We start from the raw sequence: 25474 nt of genomic DNA, 5'->3' as shown, positions 1-25474 counted from the left end.
GAAGTGCATGAGTATCTCCTCCACAAGGCACCCGAACGGGGTCGTCGAGATCGTGGTCGACGCCCCGCCGGTGAACGCGCTGACGGTACGCGGGTGGTACGACCTCGCCGACGAACTCACCGCCGCCGGCCGTGACCCCGCGACCCGCGCCGTCCTCCTCCGCGCGGAGGGCCGCGGCTTCAACGCCGGGGTCGACATCAAGGAAATGCAGCGCACCTCCGGCTTCGACGCCCTCGTCGGCGCCAACCGGGGCTGCTACGCGGCCTTCGCGGCCGTCTACGACTGCGAGGTCCCCGTGGTCGCCGCCGTCCAGGGCTTCTGCCTCGGCGGAGGCATCGGACTGGTCGGCAACGCGGACGTCGTGATCGCCGCGGACGACGCCCGTTTCGGCCTGCCCGAGGTGGACCGCGGCGCCCTCGGTGCCGCCACCCACCTGGCCCGGCTCGTCCCGCAGCACCTGATGCGCGCCATGGTCTACACCTGCCGCGAGGCGACCGCCGCCGAGCTGCACGCCTTCGGTTCGGTGCTGTCCGTGGTCCCGGGCGCCGACCTCCGCGACGCGGCCCTGGAGGTCGCGGTCCGCATCGCGGAGAAGGACCCCCACGTCATCCGGCGCGCCAAGGAGTCCCTGAACGGCATCGACCCGGTCGACGTCAAGCGCAGCTACCGGTTCGAGCAGGGGTTCACCTTCGAACTCAACCTGACCGGCGCCGGGGACCGGCACCGCGAAGCGTTCGCCGGATCGGAGACACGATGAGCGAGGCCACGATGGACAAGGTGAAGACACCCGACGAGATCGCCGGATCGCTGAGCGACGGGATGACGATCGGTATCGGCGGCTGGGGCTCGCGCCGCAAACCGATGGCGCTGGTCCGCGCGATCTGCCGCTCCTCCCTGTGCGACCTCACCGTGGTCTCCTACGGAGGCCCGGACGTGGGCCTGCTGTGCGCCTACGGCAAGGTGCGGCGCGTGGTCGCCCCGTTCGTCACCATGGACTCGGTGCCCTTGGAGCCCTTCTTCCGCTCCGCCCGCCAGAGCGGCGAGATCGAGTTCACCGAGTACGACGAGGGCATGTTCATGTTCGGCCTGCTCGCCGCAGCGCACCGGCTGCCGTTCCTGGCCACGCCCGTGGGCCGCGGTTCCGACGTGCTCCGCGTCAACCCCGGGCTGCGCACCGTCCGCTCCCCCTACCCCGCCACCGCCGCACCGGACGGCGAGGAGCTGGTAGCGATGCCGGCGCTCCGCCTCGACGCGGCGCTCGTACACATGAACCGGGCCGACCGGCGCGGGAACGGGCAGTACCTCGGTCCCGACCCCTACATGGACGACCTCTTCGTGAAGGCGGCGGAGAGCTCGTACGTGTCCTGCGAGCAACTGGTGGACTCCTTCACCGGGCCGGTCCAGTCCCTGCTGGTCAGCCGGTCGATGGTCACCGGGGTCGCGGAGACCCCCCACGGCGCGCACTTCACCACGTGCGAGCCCGACTACGGGCGGGACGAAGCCTTCCAGAAGCGCTACGCCGAGGCCGCCCGCGACCCGGAGCTCTGGCAGGAGTTCCGTGCGCGCTACCTGGACGCCGACGAGCCCACCTACCAGCGGGAGGTCAACCGATGACGACGACGCGAGCCGAAGTGTGCGTGACCGCCTGCGCGGACGCCTGGCGCGGTGACGGAGAGACCCTCGCCGCCGCCATGGGTACCTGCTCGGTCCTCGGGGCCAGGCTGGCCCGGCTCACCTTCGAACCGGACCTGCTCACCACGGACGGAGGGCCGCTCGTCAGCCGGGACACGCTGCCGCTGGGACGCACCGCGGACCCCGGCAGCGGCGAGGCCGAGGGGTGGCTGCCCTTCCGGGACCACCTGTGGCTCGTCCTGCACGGCCGCCGCCACGTCATGATGGGCGCCTCGCAGCTGGACCGCCGCGGCCGCAGCAACATCTCCTGCGTCGGTGACTGGGAGAAGCCGAAATCCCAGCTGCTCGGCGCGCGCGGGGCACCCGGCAACACCGTACGCAACCCCACCAGCTACTGGATCCCCAAGCACTCACGGCGGGTCTTCGTCGACGAGGTCGACATGGTCAGCGGGGTCGGCACCGAGCACGCCCACGACCTGCGCCGGATCGTCACCAACCTGGCGGTGCTGGACTTCGGCGGTCCCGAGGAGACGGTACGGCTGCTCTCCACCCACCCCGGTGTCACCGAGGAGGAGGTCCGGGACAGCACCGGCTTCGACCTCGCTGCCCCCGAGGGCGGTGTCACGGTCACCCGGACACCCTCCGACGAGGAGCTGCGCGTCCTGCGCGAGGTCCTCGACCCGGGCGGCCTGCGCGACCGGGAGGTTCCCGCATGACCTCGTCCGCGCTGAGCACACCCCTCACCGAACTGGTGGGGTGCCGGTACCCGATCGTGCAGACCGGCATGGGCTGGGTGGCGGGGCCCCGGCTGGTCTCGGCGACGGCCAACTCCGGAGGGCTGGGCATCCTGGCCTCGGCGACCATGACGGTGGAGCAGCTCACCGAGGCGGTCCGCGAGGTGCACGAGCGCACCGACCAGCCCTTCGGGGTGAACCTGCGCGCGGACGCCGGCGACGCGGAGGAGCGCGTCGACCTGATCATCCGGGAGAGGGTGCGGGTGGCGTCCTTCGCGCTCGCGCCCCGGCCGGAGCTCATCGGCAGGCTGAAGGACGCCGGGGTGGTGGTCATCCCGTCGGTGGGAGCCCGGCGCCACGCCGAGAAGGTCGCGTCGTGGGGCGCGGACGCCGTGCTCGTGCAGGGAGGCGAGGGCGGTGGTCACACCGGCGGGGTCGCCACCACCCTGCTCCTCCCCCAGGTCGTGGACGCCGTCGACATCCCGGTGATCGCGGCCGGCGGGTTCTTCGACGGCCGCGGTCTGGTGGCCGCGCTCGCCTACGGGGCCGCGGGGATGGCGATGGGGACCCGGTTCCTGCTCACCTCCGACAGCGCGGTCCCGGACGAGGTCAAGCGGGTCTACCTGGAGACCGGGGACACGGTGGTGACCCGGCAGGTGGACGGCTTGCCGCACCGGGTGCTGCGGACCGGGCTGGTGGACGGCCTGGAGCACTCGGGCCGGGGTAGGCGGCTGCTGCGCGCGCTGGGCAGCGCAGCGGCGTTTCGGAAGGTGTCGGGGATGTCCTGGGCTTCGATGCTCCGGGACGGTGTCGCGATGCGGCGTTCCGGTGGGCTCAGCTGGTCGCAGGTCCTGATGGCGGCCAACACCCCGATGCTGCTGAAGTCCGCGCTGGTGGACGGGCGCACGGACGCGGGTGTGATGGCGTCGGGGCAGGTGGCCGGGGTCGTCGACGACCTGCCGAGCTGCGCCGAACTGATCGACGGCATCGTGGCCGAGGCGGAGAAGACGCTCGGCTCCCTGGGCCGCGGCTGACCGGGGCCCGTGGGCCCGTCGGGCCGGGGAGGCGCCCTCCCCCGAAGGGGGCCTCCCCGCTCAGGGGCTGGCGGTCAGGGGATCAGAGGCGTTCGATGATGGTGACGTTGGCCTGGCCGCCGCCCTCGCACATGGTCTGCAGGCCGTAGCGGCCGCCGGTGCGCTCCAGCTCACCGAGCAGGCTGGTCATGAGCCGCGCACCGGTCGCGCCGAGGGGGTGGCCGAGCGCGATGGCACCGCCGTTGGGGTTCACCCGGGCCGGATCGGCGCCGGTCTCCCGCAGCCAGGCGAGCACCACCGAAGCGAAGGCCTCGTTGATCTCGACCGCGTCGATGTCCTCGATCCGCATGCCGGTCTTCTTCAGCGCGTGGGCGGTGGCCGGGATGGGCGCGGACAGCATCCGGACCGGGTCCTCCCCGCGCGCCGAGATGTGGCGTATCCGGGCCCGCGGGGTGAGACCGTGCTCGGCCACGGCCTGCTCGGAGGCGATGAGCAGGGCGGCGGCGCCGTCGGAGATCTGGGACGACACGGCCGCGGTGAGCCGTCCGCCCTCGACGAGGGGCTTCAGTTCGGCCATCTTCTCCAGGGTGCTGCCGCGTCGCGGTCCCTCGTCGGTGGTGACGTCGCCGTAGGGCTCGATCTCCTTGGTGAAGTGACCGGCGTCGATGGCGCGCAGGGCCCTCTGGTGCGACTCGTACCCGAAGCGCTCCATCTCCTCCCTGGACAGGTCCCAGTCACGGGCGATGAGCTCCGCGCCCCGGAACTGGCTGACCTCCTGGTCCCCGTAGCGGTCCAGCCAGCCCCGCGAGCCGTGGAAGGGGCCGTCGGTGAGGCCGAACTGCTCCGGGGCGATGCGGGTGGCCGCACCGATGGGGATCTGCGACATGTTCTGCACGCCGCCGGCGACGACCAGGTCGGAGGTGCCCGACATCACCGCCTGGGCCGCGAAGTGGACCGCCTGCTGGGAGGAACCGCACTGGCGGTCGACGGTGACACCGGGGACCTCTTCGGGCAGACCGGCCGCCAGCCAGCTGGTGCGGGCGATGTCCCCGGCCTGGGGGCCGAGCGCGTCGACGCAGCCGAAGACCACGTCGTCCACGGCCGCGGGGTCGGCCCCCGAGCGGGTCATGAGGGCGCGCAGGACGTGCGCGCCCAGGTCGGCGGGGTGGGCTTCGGCAAGCCCGCCGCCGCGCTTGCCGACGGGGGTGCGGACTGCGTCGACGATGTAGGCGTCGGTCACCGGTGTCTCCTTCGTTGGTCAGCGCCGTTGGATCCCCTCGAGGACCATGGCGAGGTACTGTCTGGCGATCTCTTCGGACGTCAAGCGCCCTTGGGGCTGGTACCAGCTCGCGGCGACCCATACGGTGTCGCGGATGAACCGGTAGATGACGGGGGGGTCGAGGTCGGCGCGGAAGACGCCCTCTTCGACCCCGCTCTCCAGCAGGCCCACCCACATCTGCCGGAAGCGCTTCTGGCTGTCCAACAGGTAGCTGAACCGGTCGTTGGTCCCGAGGTGTTTGGACTCGTTCTGGTAGATGACGACGGCCGGCCGGTGCCGTTCGATCGACTCGAAGGACGCGGTCACCAGCGCCTCGAGTGTTTCCCGCACGTCCATCCCCCGGCCGAGGATGTCGTCGTAGGCCTCCCACAGTTCCGTCAGGAAGGTGGAGAGGATCTCGTCGACCATCGACTCCTTGGAGTCGAAGTGGTAGTAGAGGCTGCCTCCGAGCATTCCGGCCGCGTCGGCGACCTGCCGGACCGTCGTGGTGGAGTACCCGCGGTTGGCGAACACCTCCGCGGCGGTCTCGAGTAGTTCCGCGCGCCTGCGCGCCCGTGCCGCCGCTGTTCCTGCCTCGTCGCGTCGCCGTGGACTCATCTCTTCGGTGGTGTTGCGGCCCCGGTACGCGGCCCGGGCCGGAGCACACCACGCCCTCCCATCGCTCTTCCTCGTTGCGTCGCGAACCGTTCGCGCCCGCCCGCCACGGCGGACGCCGCGGTGTCCACTGGACACCCGTGTCTCAGGCCCGCTGGCTGGATACCGAAACCGTCTCACCCGTCATGTACGAGGAGTAGTCACTGGCAAGGAAGACGATAACGTTCGCGACCTCCCACGGTTGCGCGTAGCGCCCGAAGGCCTCTTTGTCGGTCAGTTCGGTCAGCAGATCGGGCGAGGTGACCTTCTCCAGGTGCGGGTGCATGGCCAGGCTCGGCGCGACGGCGTTCACCCGCACGCCGGACTCGGCGGCTTCGACGGCGGCGCACCTGGTGAGGCCCATGACCCCGGCCTTGGCGGCCGCGTAGTGCGCCTGTCCCCCTTGGGCGCGCCAGCCGATGACCGAGGCGTTGTTCACGATCACCCCGGTGCCCTGGCCGGACATCAGGCGCAGGGCGTGCCTGGTGCAGCGCATGGTGCCGGTCAGCGTCACGTCGAGGACCCGGTGCCACTGCTCGTCGGTCATCTCCACGAGTCGGGCGGTGCCGCCCAGTCCGGCGTTGTTCACGACGGTGTCGACGCGGCCGAACTTGACCAGCGCCGCGTCGAACATGGCCGTCACCTGGTCCTCCCAGGTCACGTCGCAGGGGACGGCCGCCACCGAGTCCGCCCCGAACTCGGCGCTGAGCGCGCTCTCCGTCTCCCGCAGGCGCCGCTCGTGGGCGTCGCTGACCAGGACCTTGGCGCCCTCTTCCAGCATGCGCCGGGCCGTGGCGCCGCCGATCCCGGCCCCCGCGGCGGCGGTCACCACCGCCACGCGGTCGCGGAGCAGGCCGTGGCCTGGAACGTAGGACGGGGCTGCGCTCATGGGGTGGACCTTTCTGGCTCGCTGGCCGCTGGGGCCCGCTCGTGGCTGGCTCTGTATTCGCGGTGGCCCTCTGGGGCGTACTGCGTGCGGGGCCTGCCGTGTTCTGCTCTCTCATGTTACTCTACCAAACACTTGTTAGAAAGAACCACGTTCCGTGCCAGTGAGGCTGAGACCTAGGAGGCCCGCATGGAGGAAGTCGTTCGCTTCGAACGGCGGGGCGAGGACGGTTCCGTAGCCGTCATCACGATGAACCGCCCCGACTACCGCAACGCACAGAACTCGGAGATGACCTACGCGCTGGACTCCGCCTTCTACCGGGCGGCCGAGGACAACGGGATCAAGACCGTCGTGCTCGCCGGGGCGGGCAAGCACTTCTCCGCCGGGCACGACATCGGCACCCCGGGGCGCGACACCCACGAGAGCTTCGACCGCAGGGCCGGGCTGTGGTGGGACCACACGGACAAGGAGGGCGCGGAGAGCCGCTTCGCCCGGGAGTCCGAGGTGTACCTGGGCATGTGCCGCCGCTGGCGCGACCTGCCCAAACCCACCATCGCGATGGTGCAGGGGGCGTGCGTCGCGGGCGGCCTCATGCTGGCCTGGTCGTGCGACCTGATCGTCGCCTCCGACGACGCCTTCTTCAGCGACCCGGTGCTGCGCATGGGCATCCCCGGCGTGGAGTACTTCGCCCACCCGTGGATGATGCCGCCGCGCGTGGCCAAGGAGTTCCTGTTCACCGGCGACCGGATGCCGGCCCGGCGCGCACACGAAGTCGGCATGGTCAACCGGGTGGTGGTCCGGGACGAGCTCGACCAGCACACCGTGGACCTGGCCGAGCGGATCGCCGCGATGCCCCGCTTCGGGCTCGCGCTGACCAAGAAGGCCGTCAACCAGGCCGAGGACCTCCAGGGGATGCGCAGTGGAATGGACGCGGCCTTCGGGCTGCACCACCTCGCCCACGCCCACAACGCCGAGACCGGGACGGACTCCCTCGGCGGCATGGACCCCCGGAGCATGAGGAAGGCGGCCTCCGATGGATCTTGACTACACCGACGCCGAACAGCGGTTCCGCGCCGAGATGCGCACGTGGCTGCGCGCGAACGTCCCCCCGTCGACGCTCCCCTCCCTGGAGACCGAGGCGGGCTTCGACGAGCACCGAGAGTGGGAACGCGTCCTGGACGGTGCGCGGCTGGCCGCGGTGTCCTGGCCCGAGGAGTACGGCGGCCGGGGCGTCTCACCCCTGGAGTGGCTAATCTTCGAGGAGGAGTACTACGCCGCCGGCGGCCCGGCGCGGCTCAACCAGAGCGGCATCAACCTGCTCGCCCCCACCCTCTTCGCGCACGGCACAGACGAACAGCTCCGGCGGATCCTGCCCTCCATGGCCTCGGGTGAGGTCATCTGGGCGCAGGCGTGGTCGGAGCCGAACGCGGGCAGCGACCTCGCCGCGATCCGCTCGACGGCCACCCGGACCGACGGCGGCTGGCTGCTCAGCGGCCAGAAGGTCTGGAGTTCGCGGGCGCCCTTCGCGGACCGGGCCTTCGGGATCTTCCGCTCCTCCGGCCAGCGGCACCAGGGGCTGACCTACCTCATGTTCCCGCTGGACGCCCCCGGCCTGACGGTCCGGCCGATCGGGCGGCTGGACGGCAAGCCCGCCTTCGCCGAACTGTTCTTCGACGACGTGTTCGTCCCCGACCACGACGTCATCGGCGCGCCCGACGACGGCTGGCGGGTCGCGATGAGCACCGCCGGGGACGAGCGCGGCCTGACCCTGCGCAGCCCGGGCCGGTTCGTCGCCGCGGCGTCCCGCCTGATCGACTTGTGGCGGGAGCGCGCGGACCCGGCCAACACCGCGCTGCGCGACCGGGTGACCGACACCTGGATCAGGGCCAGGGCCTACCAGCTGCACGGCTTCGCCACGCTCTCGCGCGAGGAGCCGGTGGGCTTCGAGGCCAGCATGAACAAGATCTTCTGGTCGGAACTGGACATCGCGCTCAACGAGACCGCGCTGGACATCCTCGGCCCGGAGGGCGAGCTGGACGGAGAGTGGCTGGAGGACTACGTCTTCTCCCTGGCCGGAACCGTCTACGCGGGCACCAACGAGATCCAGCGCAACGTCGTGGCCGAGCGGGTTCTCGGCCTCCCACGGGAACGGAAGGGCTCACGATGAGGTTCGCACTCGCCCCCGAACAACGGATGTTCGCCGACAGCCTGCGCGGGATGCTCTCCGACGCGGACGTTCCCAAGACCGTACGGGCCTGGTCCCATGGCGACCACGGCCCGGGCCTGGCCCTGTGGTCGGCGCTGGGCGGGACGGGCGCCTTCGCCCTCACCGTCGACGAGGAGCACGGCGGAGCCGGTCTGCTGCCGGTGGAGCTGGTCACCGCGATGGTGGAGTTCGGGCGGCACGCCGTCCCCGGTCCGGTCGTGGAGACGGCGGTGGCCGCGACGGTGCTCGCCGACCCCGACCGGCTGTCGGCCATCGCCGAGGGATCGCTGATGGCCACGCTCGCGCATCCGGAGGCCGTGCCCTACGCGCTGGACGCCGACGCCGCTGACCTGGCCCTCGCCTGGGACGGGGAAGTCCTGCGCGAGGCGGTCGCCGGGGAGCCCGCACCGCGTTCCCTGGACCCCGCCCGCCGCCTCTACACCTGGACACCGGGGACACCGACCGGGTACCGGGAACCCGAGGAACAGCCGTACGACCTCGGGACCCTGGCGTGCGCCGCCCAGACCCTGGGCGTCGGCGAGCACCTGCTGGCCGCGACCGTGGACTACGTCGGCAGCCGGGAGCAGTTCGGCCGGCCCGTCGGCGGGTTCCAGGCGGTCAAGCACCAGCTGGCCGACGTCTTCACCGGGCTGTCGTTCGCCCGGCCGCTGGTCTACGCCGCGGCGCTCAGCCACGGGACACCGGAGTTCGTCCGGGACGTGTCGGCGGCGAAGGTGTCGGCGTCGGAGGCCGCCTACGCGGCCGCGCGGACCGCGTTGCAGCTCCACGGCGCGATCGGCTACACGGACGAGTACGACCTGTCCCTGTGGATCCGCAAGGCGCGGGCGCTGCGCTCGGCCTGGGGCGACCCGGCCCGGCACCGCGAACGGCTCGCGGCGGTCCTCACCGGGTGAGACCGCCCTTCCGGGCGAACTTCCCCGGTCCCCTCCGACCGGGACCAGTGGCCAGGACCGGAGGGGGCCGGGGCGGAGTGGACCGGGCTGTGAACTGTTCCCCGGCTCCTCCGCCGTCAGTGCGCGAGCAGGTCCGCCTTGCGCACCTTGCCCGCGGCGTTGCGCGGCAGGTCCCCGAGGACCACGACCTCGCGGGGCACCTTGAAGTTGGCGAGCCGCTCCCTGCAGTGGGCAACGAGGCCGGCCTCCGTCGGCTCCGCTCCCGGGCGCGCGGTGACGTAGGCCCGGCCGACCTCCCCCAGCCGCTCGTCGGGGATCCCGACCACGGCCGCCTCGGAGACGCCCGGATGCCCGGTGAGTACCTGCTCGACCTCGACGGGGTAGACGTTGAATCCGCCGACCACGAACATGTCCTTGAGTCGGCCGGTGATGGTCAGGTTGCCCCGGTCGTCGAGGCGGCCGAGGTCGCCGGTCCGCAGCCAGCCGTCCACGACCGCCTCCGCCGTGGCCTCCTCGTCCCCGAGGTAGCCGCGCATGACGTTGTGGCCCCGGACCAGCACCTCACCGACCGCCCCGGGCCCCGCTTCGCCTCCCCGGTCGTCGGCCACCCGCACCTCCACCCCCTCGATGGGGCGGCCCGCGGTCGTGGCCACGGTGCGGGAGTCGTCCTCCAAGGTGCACACCGTGACCGTGCCGCAGGCCTCGGTGAGCCCGTACGCGGTGATCACCTGCATGCCCAGCTCGGCGCGCACCCGCTCCACCAGTGCGACCGGGACCGACGCCGCGCCGGTCACCGCGAGCCGCAGTGTGGACAGGTCGTACCGGTTCCGCCCGGGTGCGTCCAGCATGGCGGCGTAGACCGTCGGCGGCCCGGGCAGGACGGTAATCCGCTCCGCTTCGGCCAGGCGCAGGGTCTCGTCGGCCCGGAAGACCGGTTGGAGCACCATGGTGGCCCCCCGCAGCAGGCAGGCCAGGATCCCCGCCTTGTATCCGAAGCAGTGGAAGAACGGGTTGATGACCAGATAGCGGTCGCCCCGGTCGAGGCCGGTCCGGTCGCACCAGGCCCCGAAGGTCCGCACGTTCTGCCCGTGTGTGCACACCACCCCCTTGGGTCGGCCCGTCGTCCCCGAAGTGAAGAGCACGTCGGCGGGGTCCCCGGACGACACCACGACGGCGCCTTCCCGCGTCGGGGCAGCGCCGTCATCCGGCGGGGAGTCGCCCGCGCCGAGGAAGTCCGCCCAACCCGTCGTGCCGGGCACTGCGTCCCCGTCGAAGGCGACCACGCCGGCCAGGTCGGGGAGACCGGGCACCGCCCCGCCCGGTCCGGCGCCGAGCATGCCCAGGTAGTCGTTGCCGAGGAACCCGTTCTCGACGAAGAGCAGCTTGGCCGCGCTCCGCTCCAGGATCCACCGGGCCTCGTCGCCCTTGTACCTGGTGTTCACGGGCACGAGGACGGCGCCCGCGCTCAGCGCACCCAAGGCGGTGGCCACCCACTCCGCGCTGGTGGGCGCCCACAGCGCGATCCGGTCACCGCGCCGCACGCCCCGGGCCTCCAGTGCCCTGCTCACCCGGCGGACCTCAGCGCCCAACTGGGCGTAGGTGAGCCTGGTGTCGCCGTCCACGACGGCCTCCGTGCCGGGGACCTCGCGCACCGCGCGCGCGAGGGCGCCCGGAATCGTCTCCACGTCGTCACTGCCCATGGGTTCCCGCTCCGTTCGAAGGTCCGTTCCTGGCAGCACCAAGCGTGGCCTCCGCAGCGGCCTCTGCGGACGGCGGTCCCGGTGAGCGGTATCCGCCGCCCGCCCCGCCGGGCTGCTTCCTAGGCTCCTGGGGACCCGACGACCCGCGCCGAGAGGACAGGCATGACCACGAAGACGGACTTCAGCGGCCGCACGGTACTGGTGACCGGCGGTACCAAGGGCATCGGCGCCGCGATCGCCCAGAGCTTCCTGGCCTCCGGCGCGGACGTGGTCGTCGGCGGGCGCGCCGTCCCCGACTCCCTGCCCGCGGCCGGCGGCCGACAGGCCCGGTTCGTCTCCGCCGACATCCGGGACGCGGAGTCGGCGGCGGGGCTGGTGGAGAGCGCGGTCGACCACCTCGGCCGGCTGGACGTGCTGGTGAACAACGCGGGCGGGTCCCCCAGCGCGGACGCGGCGACGGTCTCGCCCCGGTTCGTCGCCAAGATCGTGGACCTGAACCTGCTCGCGCCCTTCTACGTGGCCCAGCCCGCCAACCAGGTCATGCGCGCACAGGAGACGGGCGGTTCGATCATCAACATCGGCAGCGTGTCCGCGCACGACCCGCAGCCGGGCACCGCGGCCTACACCGCCGCCAAGGCCGGACTGCTGGGGCTCACCCGGGCCCTGGCCCTCGAGTGGTCCCCTGAGGTCCGGGTCAACCACGTCACCACCGGCCTGATCCGCACCGAGGCGGCGGCCGCGGAGTACGGGAACGACGGCGGCGCGGCCGTCGCCGGACTCATCCCCATGAAACGCATGGCGGTGCCCGCCGACGTGGCGGACACCTGCCTATACCTGGCCAGCGACCTCGCCTCCTACGTCACCGGCGCGGACATCGCGGTGCACGGCGGGGGCGAGGTTCCGGCCCGCTACGTCGCGACGCGGAACTGAGCCCGTCCCCCGGTGATCACGGCGGCGTCACCGGGGCCCGCCTCAAAGCGCGTGCCGGCGCCGTCCGCCCAGGCCCGCACGTCGAGCCGGTCCCCTGGAAAGGCGGGTGCGGCGAACCGGCCCTCGAGTCCGGTCAGGTCGGCGGGGTGCTCCCCCAGCGCCGCGGACAGCGGCAGGACCGCGGCGGCCAGCGTGCACAGCCCGTGCATGAAGGGGCGGGGCATACCCGCCGCCCGGGCCGCCTCCGGGTCGATGTGCATGTGGTGCCGGTCCCCGAGCAGGCGGTAGAGCGCGGCCTGGTCGGGTGAGGTGGCCAGCTCCAAGGTCCGGTCCGGCGCGTCTTGGGGGCGTTGGGGGGCCGAAGGCCCGCGCTCACCGCCGAAGCCGCCGCAGCCGGGCGCGAACAGAGACCACACGGCCACGAAGTAGTCGCTGGCCACCTCCACCTCGAAGACCGCGGCCGAACCCTTGTCCCAGACCTCGGAGACGCGGGCCGACATGGTCACCTCCCCGGCCCTGGGCAGGGGTTCCAGCACGCGCAGCCGCTGGGAGCCGTGCACAGCGGTGGACGTGTCGAACGCGCCCAGGCCGCCCAGTGCGTCGGGGGCCCACTGCGCCTGGGTTAGCGCGAACGTGGGCAGCACCCTGAGCCGTTCCTCGAAGACCAGGTCCAGGTCTTCGGCGCCCGCGCCGACGGCGAGCGCGTAGAGGATCGTGTCGCGTTCGTCGTAGCGGGTGGTGCGTGTTCCGAGGTCGTGGCCCCGCCACTTTCCGGCGTTCACCGTTCTCCTTCCAGGATCAGTCCGCTGGTGGGTACGCCCGTCCCCGCGGTGACGAGGACACGCCCCACTTCGCCGGGCTGGTTCACCGAGGTCCCCCGGACCAGCCGTACGGCCTCGGCGATGCCGTTCATGCCGTGCAGGTAGGCCTCGCCGATCTGGCCGCCGTGCGTGTTGGTGGGCAGGCGCCCGCCGACCTCCAAGTGCCCGTCGGCGATGAAGTCCCGGGCCTCCCCCGGTGCGCAGAAACCGAGCTCCTCCAGCTGCGGCAGGACCAGCGGGGTGAAGTGGTCGTAGACGACCGCCGCGTCGACGTCCTCCGGTCCCGTCCGGGCCTGCGCGTAGAGCTGGCGGGCGACCAGGCCCATCTCCGGGATCCCGGTGATCCGGGGCCGGTAGTAGCTGGTCATCATGTGCTGGTCGGCGCCTGAGCCCTGAGCGGCCGCGCCGATGACCGCCGGGGGCCTGCGCAGGGAGCGGGCCCGTTCCGCGGAGACCACGACGACAGCTTGGCCGCCGTCGGTCTCCTGGCAGCAGTCCAGGAGGTGCAGCGGCTCGGCGATCCAGCGGGAGGCCTGGTGGTCGGCCAGGGTGATGGGCCGGCCGTGGAACCAGGCCGCAGGGTTGGTCGCCGCGTGCTTGCGGCTCAGTACGGCGATCCTCCCGAAGTCCTCGCTGGTGGCGCCGTACTCGTGCATGTAGCGGCGGGCGAACATGGCGACCCACTGCGCGGGGGTGGACAGCCCGAAGGGCGTCATCCACGAGTAGGCGGCGCGGTCGGCGCTGGCGGCCATGGGCCGGTCCGCCTGCCCCAGCCCGTAGCGTTCACCGGAGCGCTCGTTGAAGGCGCGGTAGCAGACGACGGTCTCGGCGGCGCCGGTGGCCACCGCCATCACGGCCTGCTGCAGGGTCCCGCAGGCCGCACCGCCGCCGTAGCCGACCCGGGAGAAGAAGCTCAGCTCACCCATGCCGGTGTTGCGGGCGACGTGGATCTCGGAGCTGGTGTCTGCGGTGAAGGTGACCAGGCCGTCGACCTCGCCGGGGGCGATTCCTGCGTCGTCGAGGGCGTTCAGCACCGCCTCGCAGGCCAGCTGGAGCTCGGTGCGCCCGGACTCCTTGGAGAACTCCGTGGCCCCGATCCCGGCGATCGCCGCGTTCCCGGAGAGCGGGTTCGAACGGTCGGTGCTCACGGGGCGGCCTCCTCCGGAAGGCGCAGGACGACGGTGCCCCGCGCGTGTGTACCCAGGCTGTTCGTGCCGCGCACGGCGATCTCGACCCGGTGCTCCCCGTCGTCCTTCGCGGCGACCTCCCCGGTGAGCACCATGGTGTCCCCGGGGTAGTTGGGTGCGCCGAGTCGGATCCGGATGGCCTTGACGACCGCCGCCGGGCCCGCCCAGCCGGTGACGAAGCGGTCGATCATTCCGTTGCTGGTCAGGATGTTCATGAAGATGTCCGCCGAACCGCGCTCGCGCGCCAGGTCCGGGTCGTGGTGGACGTCCTGGTAGTCGCGGCTGGCCAGGGCCGTGGCGACGATCAGGCCGCGGGTCAGCGGGACGGACAGCGGGGGGAGCACGTCGCCGACGGCCACCCCGTGGTGGGTTCTGCTCCGCGGAACGGTCACGGGTACGCACCTCCCCCGTCCCGGGCGGTGTCGGCCAGGACCGCGCCGAGGTCGTCCAGGGTCGCACTGGCTCCGCTGAGGGTGCCCGCGATCTGCCTGCCCCACAGGAAGTACCGGTGGACCGGGAAGTCAACGTCGACGCCCACGCCGCCGTGGACGTGTTGGACGCGGTGGACGGTGTTGGCCCCGGCGTGGGCCGCCCACCACTGGGCGACCAGGACCGCGGCCGCGGCGGGCCCGACCGCGTCAGTGCCGGACGCGTCGGTGCCGGAGGACCACTGGCTTCTGGGGGCGGAGGCGTCCTGCTCCTCGAGGGCGGACACCGCCTGCCACATGCACACGCGCAGCGCGTCGGTCTCGATGTAGCATTCGGCGAGCTGGTGCTGGACGGCCTGGAAGGATCCCAGGGGGCGGCCGAACTGTTCGCGCCCGCCCAGGTGGTCCGCCGCGCTCCGGAGCGCACCTTGGACGACGCCGAGCTGGAGCGCGGACAGGGCGGTCGAGGCGCACGCGACGGTGTGTTCGAGCACGCCCGTGCCCGGCGCGCCGACCGCGTGCGCGAGCGCCCCGTCGAGGACGAGGTTGCCGCTGAGGTCCCGGCTGGTGGTGACCGCCTCCTCCCACTGGACGCCGTCGGCGCCGGTGGCGAGCACGAACAGGCCGGTGCCCTGCCCGCTGCCCGCCGCGACGAGGACGTGGTCGGCCCCGAAGGGAGAGGGTACGGCCGCCTTCACGCCGGTCAGCCGCCAGGCGCCGCCGTCCGGCTCGGCCGTGCACGCGGGGGCGAGGGGCCCGGCCGGGCCGAACTCCTCCAGGGCGACGGTCATCCGGGAGGTTCCCTCGACGTGCGGGGGCACCAGGTCCCGGTGCTGGTCGGGGCTGCCGTGCGCGGCGACCGCGAGCGCCCCGATCGCGGACGCCCAGACCGGAACCGGGGCCACGAAGCGCCCCTGGGACTCCAGGAGCACGCAGAGGGCGGCCAATCCGAGTCCGGCGCCGCCGGTTTCCTCGGACAGTGCCACCCCGAGCAGGCCCGCCCGGCCCAGTTCCTTCCACAGCTCTTCGTCGACGCGCGTCGGGGAGCCCTCCACGGCAGCGGAGCGTGCCGGTGTGGCGCGGTCGGAGAGGATCTCGTCGGCGAGGCCGCGCACCGCCTCGAGCTCCTCGCCAAGGGTGAAGTCCATCAGGTTGCCTTCCCTTCCTCCGGTCCGGCCGGGCCGAACACGGGAAGCGACACTTCCGGGTACGCGTCGATCCACCGCAGGGTGACCGGCATGCCGATCCCGACCTGCTCCGGGGTGACGCCGACCAGGTTGGTGATGAGCCGGGTCCCCTCCTCCAGTTCGACGACGGCCACGACCAGCGGGTAGTCGAACGCGGGGTGCCGGGGGTGGTGGTTGACGGTGAAGCTGTAGACGTACGCCCGCCCCGAGGCCTCGACCGTGTCCCAGTCGAAGGAGCGGCACTCCGGGCAGCAGGGCCCGGGCGGGTGGCGCAGGGACCCGCACGAGGCGCACCGCTGGATCAGCAGCCGGTGGTCCCGGGCTGCCTCGAACCAGAAGGCGTTGTCCCCGTTGACGGCGGGGCGGGGGCGCTGAGCTCGGGGCTCTTCGGCCCGGGATTCCCCGGGTTCTTTCCCCCGGGCTCCGCTTTCCTCGGCCCCCGCTGTCTGCGGCTCCTCGGCCCGGTTCGGGGGGCGGAACCGCAGGGTGCGCCACCGCTGGGTGGCCACCACCGCGCCTTCGGTGTCCCGGTAGGTCTTCAGCGTGGTGACGAAGCGGCCCGTCCCCAAGGCGGTGGTCTTCTCCGGCGAGATCGACTCGACCACCTCGTGGACGTCCACGTGGTCGCCCGGCACGAGTTCCCGGTGGAACTCGAACTCGGAGTCGGTGGCCACCACGGACGTGTAGCCCGCCTCGGCCAGCAGGTCCACCAGCTCCTGGAAGCCGTCGCCCTCCGGTGGCGGATCGGCCGTCGCCGCGTAGCCGCGCATGGTCCAGGCCTGGACCATCGACGCCGGTGCGACCGCCCCGTCCCGGCCGGTGTCCCGGGCCGCCCGGTCGTCCAGGTAGACCGGGTTGGTGTCGCCCATGGCCTCGACCCAGTGCCGGACCATCGGCCGGTTGACCGGATCCTGGCCGGGCCTGGGCGGGCCGAGTTCCCGGCCGACGAACGTCCCGAGGCGCCCCTCGTAGTCGGCGCTTGTGTAGTCCGCGCTTCCGTGGTCGGCGTTCATCATCGCCGCCTCCCCCGGGGCAGTCCCAGGCCCTGAACGGCGACCATGTCCCGCAGCACCTCGTTGACCCCGCCGCCGAAGGTGTTGACGATGCCCTGCCGGGAGAGCTGTTCGATCTGTCCCGCGAGCGCCGCCCCGGGTGAGCCCGGCCTGATCCGGCCGGCGGCTCCGAGGACCCCGGACAGGGTCCGCTGCACGCTGATGTGGGTCTCGGTGCCGTAGACCTTGGCCGCGGCGGCGTCGGCCCCGGTCAGCGCCCCGCGGGCCACCGAACCGGTCATCTTCCAGTTCAGCAGCCGCATCGCCTCCAGTTCGGCGTGCGTGCGGGCGAGGTCCCGCCGGACCCAGGGCAGGTCGAGGGCCCCGGTGTCCCGGGCCCAGGTGCGCACGTCCTCCCAGAGCTGGATCATGCGGCCGCCGAGCGCGGCGAGCCCGACCCGCTCGTGGTTGAGCTGGGTGGTGATGAGCTGCCACCCGCCGTTCAGCTCCCCCACGACGTGGTCCGCGGGTACGCGCACCCCGTCGTAGTAGGTGGCGGTCACGACCATGCCGCCCACGGTCTGGATGGGGCTCCAGGAGAAGCCCGGCGCGTCGGTCGGCACGATGAGGATCGTGATGCCCCGGTGTTTGGGCGCGTCCGGGTCGGTCCGGCAGGCCAGCCACACGTAGTCGGCGGTGTTGGCGCCGCTGGTGAAGATCTTGCTGCCGTCGATGGCGAACTCGTCCCCGTCGCGGACGGCGCGGGTGGTGAGTGCGGCGAGGTCGGTCCCCGCGTCGGGCTCGGTGTAGCCGATCGCGAAGACCGTGTCCCCGGACAGCATGCCGGGGAGGTAGCGGTCGCGCTGCTCGGCCGTTCCGTGGTTCATCAGCGTGGGGCCCACGGTGTTGATGGTGACGAAGGGGAAGGGAAGGCCGGCCCGTTGCACCTCGTCGAAGAACACGTACTGGTCCTCGATCGGCCGTCCCTGGCCGCCGTACTCGGTCGGCCAGCCGACACCGAGCCAGCCGTCGGCCCCGAGGCGGCTGACCACCTCTCGGAAGCGGTCACCGCCCACTCCGGCCTCACCGACCTCCCGGAGCTCCTCCGCGGGCAGAAACCCGCCGAAGTAGCGCCGGAGCTCCTCCCGGAGCCGCCCCTGCTCTTCGGTTTCACGCAGGTCCATGTGTCCTCACCTCGGTCTCCACCGACGACGACAGGAAGCGCTGGCGCCCGTTCGCAAGGAACTCCGCGGCCAGCGCGCGCCGGTCGTCCTCGGTCATCAGCGTGTACTCGGGGCGGCCGCGGCCCACCCAGCGGTGGACGTCGTCCGCGGTCCGCCACCCCTCGAGCTGCATCTCCTTCTTGCGGAGCTTGTTGGACCCGGTGGTGGGCAGCGCGTGGGAGGCCCGGACGAAGCGGGGCGCCCCCTTGGTGCCCAGGTCCTCCTGGGAAGCGAGGAAGGCGGGCAGGTCCAGGTCGGCGAAGCCCGTACCCTCCGCGACCTCGATCGCGGCCATCACCTGGTCGCCCGACCTCGGGTCGGGCACGCCGAAGACGGCCGCCGCCATGATCTTCGGATGCCGCCGCAGGACGCGCTCGGTGAGCAGCGCGGAGGTGTTCTCTCCGTCCACCCGCACCCAGTCGCCCGACCTGCCCGCAAAGTAGACGAAGCCCGCCGTGTCGACGTAGCCGAGGTCGCCGGTCCAGTACCAGCCGTGGCGGACCCGCTCTGCGTCGGCGGCCGGGTTCCGGTAGTAGCCCTCGAACTTCGCGGCGCCGTCCACGTCGACGAGTTCGCCGATCGCCTCCTCGCCGTTGGTGATCCGCCCGTGCCGGTCCAGCTGCGCGGGCGGGCGGGTGTCGAGCGTCCCGGGGTCGACCACCCTGACGCCCGGGTGCGCGGGGCGGCCCAAGGCGGTCGCGGGGGCGTCCGGGTCGAGCCGGATCATCCCCGCGCTCTCGCTGGAGCCGTAGTTCTCGATCAGGCGGCAGCCGAACCGTCGGCGGAACTCCGCCTGGTCCTCCGGTGAGGACTCGGTGCCGAAGGCGTGGGTGAGCCGGTTGTCCCCGTCGTCGGGCCGCTCTGGCACCGCGAGGACGTAGGCGACGGCCTTGCCCACGTAGGTGAAGTACGTGGCCCCGAAGAACCGGACGTCGTCCAGGAACCGCGACGCGGAGAACTTGGGGGTGAGCGCGACGCAGGCCCCGGAGGCGAGCGCGGGCGCCCACAGCGCCATCAGCGCGTTCCCGTGGAACAGCGGCATGCAGCAGTACGCGGTGTCGTCCCGGGTGACGTCGTACTTCTCGGCGTTGTTGTAGCCCAGGCCCGTGAGCCTTCCCTGGGAGCACCGGGCCGCTTTGGAGGCGCCCGTGGTTCCGGAGGTGAACAGGAGCAGCAGCTGTGTCCCGGCGGTGATCGCCGGGTCCCGCCGCGGCGTGGCGGTGTGCGCCTCGACGGCGGCCCGGTAGGTGTCGCCGTCGACGAGCAGGAAGCGGTCGCGCGGCACTCCGACGTCCAGGCCTTCCAGGAGTTCGGTCCCGGCCCGGTCGGTGACCAGCAGCTGGCAGTCGGTGTGCGCGACCTCCTCTTCCAAGGGGGCGCCCCGCCGCGTCGGGTTGATCCCGACGATGGACGCCCCGCAGAGGGCGGCCGCGCCCAACCAGAAGACGTACTCGGGCACGTTGTCCAGGAGGACACCGATGTGGAAGGGGCCCTCGGCCCTGAGCGACCGGGCCAGCTCCGCCCGCGCCCCGCTCTCCCGGACCACGTCGTCCCAGGTCCAGGTGCGTGCTCGGGTCCGCAACCCGGGCCGGTGGTCACCGACCCGGTCGAGCAGCAGGTCCGCGATGGTCTCGTGTCTCACGTGCGCGCCCCCGTGGCGGGCCCTTCCGTGCCCGGCTCCTTAGCGGTCCCCTCCGGACGTGAGTCCGTGGCGTCGCCCTCCGGGCGCGGACCGATGCGCAGGCTGTCCGGCGCGAGCACGCAGTGCGTACCGCCGAAGGTCGCCGTCATGCACTTGTTGCAGTGCACGCACAGGGAGTCCGTCCCCGGGTCCTCCGCGATCCGGTTGATCAGGTCCGGTTCGCGCAGCAGCGCCCGGCCCATGGCCACGTACTGGAACCCCTCCCGCATGGCCCGGTCCATCATCGGCCGGTTGGTGACCCCGCCGAGGAGGACGAGGGGCAGGTCGACCGCGGCACGGATCTGCTTGGCGTCCTCGAGCAGGTAGCCGTCCCGGTAGGGGTAGGAGTGCAGCTTGTACTTGCCGAACATCTTGACGCCGAGCTTGACCGGCTGGGGCATGGCCGCGGCGAACTCGCGCAGCGGGGCGTCGCCCTTGAACAGGTACATCGGGTTGAGCAGGGAGCTGCCGGCGGTGAGCTCCAAAGCGTCCACCGAGCCGTCCCGCTCCAGCCACCGCGCGACGGGGATCGCCTCGTCGAGCCAGAAGCCGCCGGGCACGCCGTCGTCCATGTTCATCTTGGCGATGATCGCGATGCGGTCCCCCACGGCGTCGCGCACCGCACGGAGGATGTCGCGCGCGAGGCGGGCCCGGTTCTCGAGCGACCCCCCGTACTCGTCGGTGCGGTGGTTGAGGCGGGGGCTCAGGAAAGCGCTGGCCAGGTAGTTGTGGCCGAGGTGCACCTCGACGGCGTCGAACCCGGCCTCGACCGCCATGCCGGCCCCGGTGCCGTGCGCCTTGACGATCCGGGCGAGGTCGCCGCGGGTGGCCCTGCGCGTGAAGCTGGTCGTCGTGGCGTGGAAGTGCTTGCCGGGTGCGAGCGCGGGCAGCTTGTTGGACTTGGGGTTGGCGACAGGTCCGGCGTGCCCGATCTGGGCCGACACCGCTGCGCCCTCCGCGTGCACGGCGTCGGTGAGCTTGCGCAGTCCGGGCATGGCTTCGGGCCGCCACAGGATCTGTCGGCGGTCCGTGCGTCCTTCGGGGGACACGGCGCAGTAGGCGACCGTGGTCATCCCGACCCCGCCGGCCGCGTGGGCGACGTGGAAGTCGATCAGGGGGTCGGTGACCAGGCCCCTCCGGCTCAGCCCTTCGTAGGTGGCCGCTTTGATCACGCGGTTGCGCAAGGTGACCGGGCCGAGCTTGGCTGGAGCGAGCACGTCCGGAACCTCCGGTGCGTCCGGCCTCTCCGGTAGGTCCGGCCCCTCTGGGTCCGGGTCCTGTGTGTGGGTCATGGCGGTCCTCCGTCCGGGCGGTCAGGTGGCGGGACCGACGCTAGAGAGCACGGGCGGGTGACCACACGGTCCGTCCCACTGGCCGGGAGGGGCGGTGGCCCGTCCGCCTGAGAGCTGCGCGTCAGCCGAAGTTGGCCTGGCCCCCGTCGAGGGGGATGCACGCGCCCGTCAGGTAGCGGGCCTCCGGCCCGAGGAGCATCACGACGGCGCGGCCGATGTCCTGCTCGCAGTCACCGACGTAGCCGAGCGGGACGGAGGAGGTGAACTCCTCGGCCTCCTCCGGGTTGGCCTCCGTCCAGCGGCGCAGCCCGGGGGACAGCGCCAGCGGGGCGATGGAGTTGGCCCGGATGCCGTCGCGGCCCCACTCGGCGGCCGCCGTGCGGGTCAGCGACCTCAGCGCCTGCTTGGCCGCGGCATAGGCACCGTAGGTGCTGGGGTCCCACCGGACCACCGCCGAGCTGATGACGTTGACGATGTTGCCGCCGCCCCGCCGCACCATGTGGGGACGGCAGGCCCGCATGAAGGCGAAGGCCGCGAACGGCCCGCTCCGGAACCCCTTCTGGAAGTCGGCGTCGGTCATCGACTCCAAGGGCCCGTAGGAGCCCGTGTAGGCGTTGTTGACCAGGATGTCGACCCCGCCGAAGTGCGCCGCGACCTGCTCGACCACTGGGAGAACCGCTTCGGTGTCACTGACGTCGCACCGGAACGGCTCGGCGCGGCCGCCGCGCTCCCGGATCAGCTGGCACGTCTCCTCCAGGGGTTCCAGGCGGCGTCCGAGCACCGCGACGGAGGCACCCTCGTCCGCCAACGCCAGGGCGATCCCCTGTCCCACGCCGCGTCCGGCGCCCGTGACCACCGCGGTCCGGCCCTCGAGTGTCGGCATTGCTCCCCTTCTCCCTTTCGGTCCCCTTCGCGGAATGCCATCGTGAGCTGTACTCATACGCACGCAGAACCGCAGTCCCGGTCACCGGGAACGCGCCGTCCCCGCACCCGCCGATCAACAGACTGTGGGCGACGACACACGTACACGGATCCGCTTCGCTCGCGAACGGCGGAAAGGGAACGGATGAGCGCAGTAACGGGACCACGACCAGACGTCAACGAGATCATGACCCGGCTGACCGGCCCCGGCGGCGAGTTCGAACAGTGCGAAGAGGAGGTGCTCGGCAGCCGCATGCAGGGCTTCCGGAACCGCAGGCGGAACCTGTGCCGGATCCTCGCCGAGTCGGCCCGGTTCGGGGACCGGACCTACCTGGCCACCGCGGACCGGCGGTTCACCTTCCGGGAACACGCGGAGCAGGCGGCGTCCCTGGCCCGCGTGCTCCGCGAGGAGTACGGGGTGGGCAAAGGCGACCGCGTCGCCATCAACGCGGCGAACTCCCCCGAGTGGCTCCTGTCCTTCTGGGCCGTGATCGCCAACGGAGCCATCGCGGTCGCCTGCAACGCCTGGTGGTCGCGGCGCGAGACCGAGTACGCGCTCGACCACACCGAACCCGCGCTCGTCATCGCCGACGCCCGCCGCGTCGAGACCCTCAAGGGCTCCCAGCGGACCCTCCCGCCGGTCCTGACCATGGAGGAGGACGTCCCGCGGTTCGCCCACCGCCACCCCGACGAGCCCGTGCCGGAGGTCGACACCGAGGAGGACGACCCCGCGGTCATCCTCTACACGAGCGGGACGTCGGGCCGGATGAAGGGCGCGGTGCACACGCACCGCAACCTGACGTCGGTCGTGGAGTACCACCGCCTGGCCATCGCGCTCGGCCGCGCGTTCAACGGGGCCGTCGAGCCCGAGACCCGGCGCTACCTCCTCGCCCTGCCGCTGTTCCACATCGCCAGCCTGCACAACCTGGCCGTGCCCCGGCTCCTGGACGGCAACACCGTGGTCATGCACCAGGGGGCGTTCGACCCCGCCAAGGTGCTGGGTCTCATCGAGCAGGAACGGGTCACCAACTGGGGTGCCGTGCCCACTATGGCGCACCGGATCATCGAGTACGGGCGGGCCTCGGAGCACGACCTGTCGTCCCTGACGGCCTTCTCCCTGGCGTCCGCGCCGTCCTCCCCGGCGTTCAAGCAGCGGTTGCGCGAGGCCCTGCCCGTCGTCGCGGAGAGCCTGGTCGACAGCTACGGGCTGACCGAGACCTGCACCGCCGTGGCCGCGGCTACCCCGGCGGACCTCGTCGAGGACCCGGGGACGCTGGGCCGCCCGATCCCGACCGTGCAGTTGGAGATCCGCGACCCCGAAGGCAGGGCCCTGCCCGAGGGCGAAGAGGGCGAAATCTGCGTCCGCAGCCCGTTCAACATGCTGGGTTACTGGAACGACCAGGAGGCCACCGACCGCACGATCCGCGCCGACCGGTGGCTGCACACGGGCGACATCGGAACGATGAGGAAAGGTCGCGTGAGCATCACCGGTCGGCGTTCCGACCTGATCCTTCGCGGCGGGGAGAACGTCTACCCGGCTGAGATCGAGGGGGTTCTGGCGGAGCACCCGAGGGTCAGGGAGTGCGCGGTCCTCGGTGTCCCCCACCCGGACCTGGGTCAGGAGGTGATGGCCTTCGTCGTCCAGAACGGGGACGGTCCGGTTGGTGAGGAGGAGCTCGCCGATTACCTGAAGGAGGAGCTGGCCTACTTCAAGGTCCCCTCGAGGTGGCGGATCACGACGGAAGGCCTGCCCCGAAACGCCACGGGCAAGGTGCGGCGGAGGGTGCTGGAAGAGACCGCCGCCTGCGACAACCACGCCCAGGAGCCCGTCAAGGGGTAGCCCAACCCAAAGAATCTGAGTACGAGTCCGGACGCTCCCCCGGAAAACGGCCTCTGAGACGCGAAAAGGTGTCGCATCCCAGGGGCCGTTTTCACCAAGAAACGCACCTAGGCGATCTGGTACCTCTGGTCCCCGAGTTCGACTTCCACGTGCAGCGAACCACCGAGCGCCTCGATGTACCGCCGCAGGGTGTCGATCTGAGTGCGTTCGATGCCGCCTCTCTCGATGCTGGACACCCGGTTCTGACTGACGTTCAGCCGCTCGGCGAGGTCGACCTGGGTGAGCGCGGCCTCTTCACGCAGTTCCCGCAGCCGGTGGACGAGAACGTCTTCTACCATCCGCCTCTTGTGCGCGTTCACCGCTTCGCGGTCGACAGGCCGTTCATTCAGCATGTCCTGCAAGCTCGTACCCATCACTGCCCTCCCCTGAGCTCTACGAGGTGCTCGTCGAACAGGTCGTCTGCGATCCGGATGTTCCTGGTGTACCACTTACTCCAGTCTCCGGACTTGTCCCCCGCCACGAGCATGATGGCCTGACGCCGGGGATCGAACGCGAACAGGATTCTCAGTTCTGAACGACCCTTGGAACCGGGGCGGAGTTCCTTCATGTTCTTGTGCCGTGATCCGTGGATCGTGTCCACCACGGGGCGTCCCAGCGATGGCCCGAGTTCGCTGAGCACTTCGAGCGCCGCCATCACCTGCTCGTACGAGTCCGTGTCGAGTTGCCGCAGCCACGGCAGCACCAGGTCAAGTTCAATCTTCCAAACAAGGATAACGCTACAACGCAAGTGTTGTAAACCATGCGCGTTTTCGCGGAATGCCTCCTGCGTTCGAGGACCAGGAGAGCCGAGGCACGAGCGACGACGAGGCCCGCCAGGAGTTCTCGTTGGTGTTCACCGCCCGCCCGGTATTCGGTGAGCCCACTCCAAACGACGTTGACACCCCAGCAGGCAAGCTGAGCAGCAGCCCCGGCTGAAGCTCCCGATGCCTACCGCCACGCGCAATGCGGTGCTCAGGTGGCGCTCGCTTCAACCTCCGGTGCACCCGGAGGGTGCACGGTGAGCTCTAGGGAAGAAGCCATGCCGTGTGAGGACGGTGAGCCATCGGGAAGATCAGTGTGGGGGCATCCGAGGCGTGGTGACGATTACTACTGATCGATGCAGGCGGCCACTGCCTTGGACAGGTCGGAATAGGCGACTTCTGCGGGGTCGAGTTTCTTGAGGCTGGAGAGCCTCATGGTCTTCTGGCTTGGGTGGTGTTCGTCCAGGACTCGGGTAGGCAAGACGTAGAAAATCCACTGAGAGAGGTCGAGCGGATCGAGGCTCTGCTTGTCGCGGTGGTGCAGAAGGCAGAAGACGTACACGTCCGCATGACGCCGCACCTCGGTCGATGTGGTCCCGGTCGAAGAGTCCCAACCGGCGGCTGGTGCTATGGAGAAGGAGATCTCCGACAGCTCGCTTTGGTGCCAGGACTGTAAGTACGCCGCGGACTTCACTTCGACCAGCTTGATCTCTGGTGTCCTGATGTCGACGACGTCCCACTCAGTACGAGTGCCGTCAGCCGCTCCCAGGGCTGTGGCGACGAGGTATTCGGCCAGAACACCGCGCATGGTGTTGCTCGCCAGGTCGGAACAGGCCCAGCTCCAGAACTCGGCGAGAGTTCCCACGGGTTCGCCGTCGGCCAGGATGGGCTCCGCACCGTCGCGTTTGGCAGGGGTCAGTGGGCCGAGGTGAGAGGGCAAGGGTTCCTCCAAGGTCGGCAGGGGGAACTTCAGCATCGCAGGAGCCCATGACCACCAGGAAACGGCCGCCATGGGCACCGGTCTCGAGGCCCATGGCGTACCGCGGGCAGTGAAAGTCAGGCCATGGCCGGGGCCCGGGTGACGGGGGTCTGTGCCCAAGGGCGGGCGGCGGGTGGGTCGGTGTGCGGCCACAGCAGCAGCAAGAGGGCATCGA

General features: G+C 71.5%; 26 protein-coding genes. 10 read left to right on the top strand and 16 right to left on the bottom strand.

All coding sequences use genetic code 11. The features are described from left to right. Positions 1–7: 7 nt before the first annotated feature. The 4 genes from ACYVD1_RS28335 to ACYVD1_RS28320 are packed head-to-tail and all read left to right on the top strand — an operon-like array spanning position 8 to position 3400. On the top strand, positions 8–757 hold the full coding sequence (locus ACYVD1_RS28335; RefSeq protein ID WP_460777562.1) for an enoyl-CoA hydratase family protein: 750 nt from the start codon (positions 8–10) through the stop codon (positions 755–757). Further along, positions 754–1614 (top strand): CoA transferase subunit A, encoded by an 861-nt coding sequence (locus ACYVD1_RS28330; RefSeq protein WP_460777561.1) that lies wholly within the window; start codon positions 754–756, stop codon positions 1612–1614. Before ACYVD1_RS28335 ends, ACYVD1_RS28330 begins: the two co-directional genes overlap by 4 nt. Then, positions 1611–2348, top strand: coding sequence for a CoA-transferase subunit beta (locus tag ACYVD1_RS28325; RefSeq protein WP_460777560.1), 738 nt, complete (start codon positions 1611–1613; stop codon positions 2346–2348). The genes ACYVD1_RS28330 and ACYVD1_RS28325 overlap by 4 nt, the downstream gene beginning before the upstream one ends. Continuing rightward, positions 2345–3400: an NAD(P)H-dependent flavin oxidoreductase gene (locus ACYVD1_RS28320; RefSeq protein ID WP_460777559.1), complete on the top strand. Its 1056-nt coding sequence runs from the start codon at positions 2345–2347 to the stop codon at positions 3398–3400. The genes ACYVD1_RS28325 and ACYVD1_RS28320 overlap by 4 nt, the downstream gene beginning before the upstream one ends. Positions 3401–3482: 82 nt before the next feature. Here ACYVD1_RS28320 and ACYVD1_RS28315 read toward each other — a convergent pair whose 3' ends face one another. The 3 genes from ACYVD1_RS28315 to ACYVD1_RS28305 all read right to left on the bottom strand — a co-directional run bounded on the left by ACYVD1_RS28315 (position 3483) and on the right by ACYVD1_RS28305 (position 6201). Next, positions 3483–4640: an acetyl-CoA C-acetyltransferase gene (locus ACYVD1_RS28315; RefSeq protein WP_460777558.1), complete on the bottom strand. Its 1158-nt coding sequence runs from the start codon at positions 4638–4640 to the stop codon at positions 3483–3485. An 18-nt stretch (positions 4641–4658) separates the two neighbouring features. Next, on the bottom strand, positions 4659–5276 hold the full coding sequence (locus tag ACYVD1_RS28310; RefSeq protein WP_460777557.1) for a TetR/AcrR family transcriptional regulator: 618 nt from the start codon (positions 5274–5276) through the stop codon (positions 4659–4661). Positions 5277–5418: 142 nt separating this feature from the next. Further along, positions 5419–6201, bottom strand: a complete 783-nt coding sequence (locus tag ACYVD1_RS28305; RefSeq protein ID WP_460777556.1) for an SDR family oxidoreductase — start codon at positions 6199–6201, stop codon at positions 5419–5421. Positions 6202–6387: 186 nt separating this feature from the next. Here ACYVD1_RS28305 and ACYVD1_RS28300 point away from each other — a divergent pair, with 186 nt between their 5' ends. Genes ACYVD1_RS28300 through ACYVD1_RS28290 form a run of 3 tightly spaced genes read left to right on the top strand, consistent with a single transcriptional unit; the run spans position 6388 to position 9318 of the window. After that, the gene (locus ACYVD1_RS28300) at positions 6388–7242 is read left to right on the top strand and encodes an enoyl-CoA hydratase (RefSeq protein WP_460777555.1); all 855 of its coding nucleotides are present in this window, start codon (positions 6388–6390) and stop codon (positions 7240–7242) included. Next, positions 7232–8365: an acyl-CoA dehydrogenase family protein gene (locus tag ACYVD1_RS28295; RefSeq protein WP_460777554.1), complete on the top strand. Its 1134-nt coding sequence runs from the start codon at positions 7232–7234 to the stop codon at positions 8363–8365. Before ACYVD1_RS28300 ends, ACYVD1_RS28295 begins: the two co-directional genes overlap by 11 nt. Then, positions 8362–9318, top strand: coding sequence for an acyl-CoA dehydrogenase family protein (locus tag ACYVD1_RS28290; RefSeq protein WP_460777553.1), 957 nt, complete (start codon positions 8362–8364; stop codon positions 9316–9318). Before ACYVD1_RS28295 ends, ACYVD1_RS28290 begins: the two co-directional genes overlap by 4 nt. A gap of 116 nt (positions 9319–9434) precedes the next feature. Here the strand turns inward: ACYVD1_RS28290 and ACYVD1_RS28285 are convergent, their stop codons facing one another. Continuing rightward, positions 9435–11018, bottom strand: a complete 1584-nt coding sequence (locus tag ACYVD1_RS28285; protein WP_460777552.1) for a FadD3 family acyl-CoA ligase — start codon at positions 11016–11018, stop codon at positions 9435–9437. A 162-nt stretch (positions 11019–11180) separates the two neighbouring features. On the opposite strand from ACYVD1_RS28285, the gene ACYVD1_RS28280 reads away from it, so the two are divergent. Beyond that, entirely contained in the window at positions 11181–11948 is a 768-nt protein-coding gene (locus tag ACYVD1_RS28280) for an SDR family oxidoreductase (protein ID WP_460777551.1), read from the top strand. Here ACYVD1_RS28280 and ACYVD1_RS28275 read toward each other — a convergent pair. The 9 genes from ACYVD1_RS28275 to ACYVD1_RS28235 all read right to left on the bottom strand — a co-directional run bounded on the left by ACYVD1_RS28275 (position 11927) and on the right by ACYVD1_RS28235 (position 21642). Next, positions 11927–12730, bottom strand: coding sequence for a MaoC/PaaZ C-terminal domain-containing protein (locus tag ACYVD1_RS28275; protein ID WP_460777550.1), 804 nt, complete (start codon positions 12728–12730; stop codon positions 11927–11929). The two genes, ACYVD1_RS28280 and ACYVD1_RS28275, sit on opposite strands and share 22 nt — an antisense overlap. Further along, on the bottom strand, positions 12727–13917 hold the full coding sequence (locus ACYVD1_RS28270) for a lipid-transfer protein (protein WP_460777549.1): 1191 nt from the start codon (positions 13915–13917) through the stop codon (positions 12727–12729). Before ACYVD1_RS28270 ends, ACYVD1_RS28275 begins: the two co-directional genes overlap by 4 nt. Further along, complete coding sequence (locus ACYVD1_RS28265; RefSeq protein ID WP_460777548.1) at positions 13914–14348, bottom strand: MaoC family dehydratase; 435 nt, start codon at positions 14346–14348, stop codon at positions 13914–13916. The genes ACYVD1_RS28270 and ACYVD1_RS28265 overlap by 4 nt, the downstream gene beginning before the upstream one ends. Next, positions 14345–15532, bottom strand: coding sequence for an acyl-CoA dehydrogenase family protein (locus ACYVD1_RS28260; RefSeq protein ID WP_460777547.1), 1188 nt, complete (start codon positions 15530–15532; stop codon positions 14345–14347). Before ACYVD1_RS28260 ends, ACYVD1_RS28265 begins: the two co-directional genes overlap by 4 nt. Next, positions 15532–16587: a bifunctional MaoC family dehydratase N-terminal/OB-fold nucleic acid binding domain-containing protein gene (locus tag ACYVD1_RS28255; RefSeq protein WP_460777546.1), complete on the bottom strand. Its 1056-nt coding sequence runs from the start codon at positions 16585–16587 to the stop codon at positions 15532–15534. The genes ACYVD1_RS28260 and ACYVD1_RS28255 overlap by 1 nt, the downstream gene beginning before the upstream one ends. Beyond that, the gene (locus ACYVD1_RS28250) at positions 16584–17747 is read right to left on the bottom strand and encodes an acyl-CoA dehydrogenase family protein (RefSeq protein ID WP_460777544.1); all 1164 of its coding nucleotides are present in this window, start codon (positions 17745–17747) and stop codon (positions 16584–16586) included. Before ACYVD1_RS28250 ends, ACYVD1_RS28255 begins: the two co-directional genes overlap by 4 nt. Then, positions 17734–19428: a steroid-22-oyl-CoA synthetase gene (gene casI, locus ACYVD1_RS28245; protein ID WP_460777543.1), complete on the bottom strand. Its 1695-nt coding sequence runs from the start codon at positions 19426–19428 to the stop codon at positions 17734–17736. Before casI ends, ACYVD1_RS28250 begins: the two co-directional genes overlap by 14 nt. After that, positions 19425–20759, bottom strand: coding sequence for an NADH:flavin oxidoreductase (locus ACYVD1_RS28240; RefSeq protein WP_460777542.1), 1335 nt, complete (start codon positions 20757–20759; stop codon positions 19425–19427). The genes casI and ACYVD1_RS28240 overlap by 4 nt, the downstream gene beginning before the upstream one ends. A gap of 121 nt (positions 20760–20880) precedes the next feature. Next, positions 20881–21642, bottom strand: a complete 762-nt coding sequence (locus tag ACYVD1_RS28235) for an SDR family NAD(P)-dependent oxidoreductase (RefSeq protein WP_460777541.1) — start codon at positions 21640–21642, stop codon at positions 20881–20883. A 183-nt stretch (positions 21643–21825) separates the two neighbouring features. On the opposite strand from ACYVD1_RS28235, the gene casG reads away from it, so the two are divergent. Continuing rightward, positions 21826–23520 carry a steroid-24-oyl-CoA synthetase gene (gene casG / locus ACYVD1_RS28230; protein ID WP_460777540.1) on the top strand — a complete coding sequence of 565 codons (1695 nt, stop codon included), beginning with the start codon at positions 21826–21828 and terminating at the stop codon, positions 23518–23520. A 107-nt stretch (positions 23521–23627) separates the two neighbouring features. Here casG and ACYVD1_RS28225 read toward each other — a convergent pair whose 3' ends face one another. Together ACYVD1_RS28225 and ACYVD1_RS28220 are read right to left on the bottom strand one after the other, a co-directional pair. After that, positions 23628–23858 carry a helix-turn-helix domain-containing protein gene (locus tag ACYVD1_RS28225; RefSeq protein ID WP_460777539.1) on the bottom strand — a complete coding sequence of 77 codons (231 nt, stop codon included), beginning with the start codon at positions 23856–23858 and terminating at the stop codon, positions 23628–23630. Between the two features lie 74 nt (positions 23859–23932). Beyond that, entirely contained in the window at positions 23933–24262 is a 330-nt protein-coding gene (locus ACYVD1_RS28220; RefSeq protein WP_460777538.1) for a type II toxin-antitoxin system RelE/ParE family toxin, read from the bottom strand. A gap of 74 nt (positions 24263–24336) precedes the next feature. Here ACYVD1_RS28220 and ACYVD1_RS28215 point away from each other — a divergent pair, with 74 nt between their 5' ends. After that, positions 24337–24495 (top strand): hypothetical protein, encoded by a 159-nt coding sequence (locus ACYVD1_RS28215; RefSeq protein ID WP_460777537.1) that lies wholly within the window; start codon positions 24337–24339, stop codon positions 24493–24495. Positions 24496–24666: 171 nt separating this feature from the next. Here the strand turns inward: ACYVD1_RS28215 and ACYVD1_RS28210 are convergent, their stop codons facing one another. Beyond that, positions 24667–25296, bottom strand: a complete 630-nt coding sequence (locus ACYVD1_RS28210) for a hypothetical protein (RefSeq protein ID WP_460777536.1) — start codon at positions 25294–25296, stop codon at positions 24667–24669. Between the last annotated feature and the right edge of the window lie 178 nt (positions 25297–25474).

The organism is Nocardiopsis nanhaiensis (genome assembly GCF_054778635.1).
Note: the sequence above shows the minus strand (reverse complement) of the source record. Positions and strands in the feature narration are given on the sequence as shown.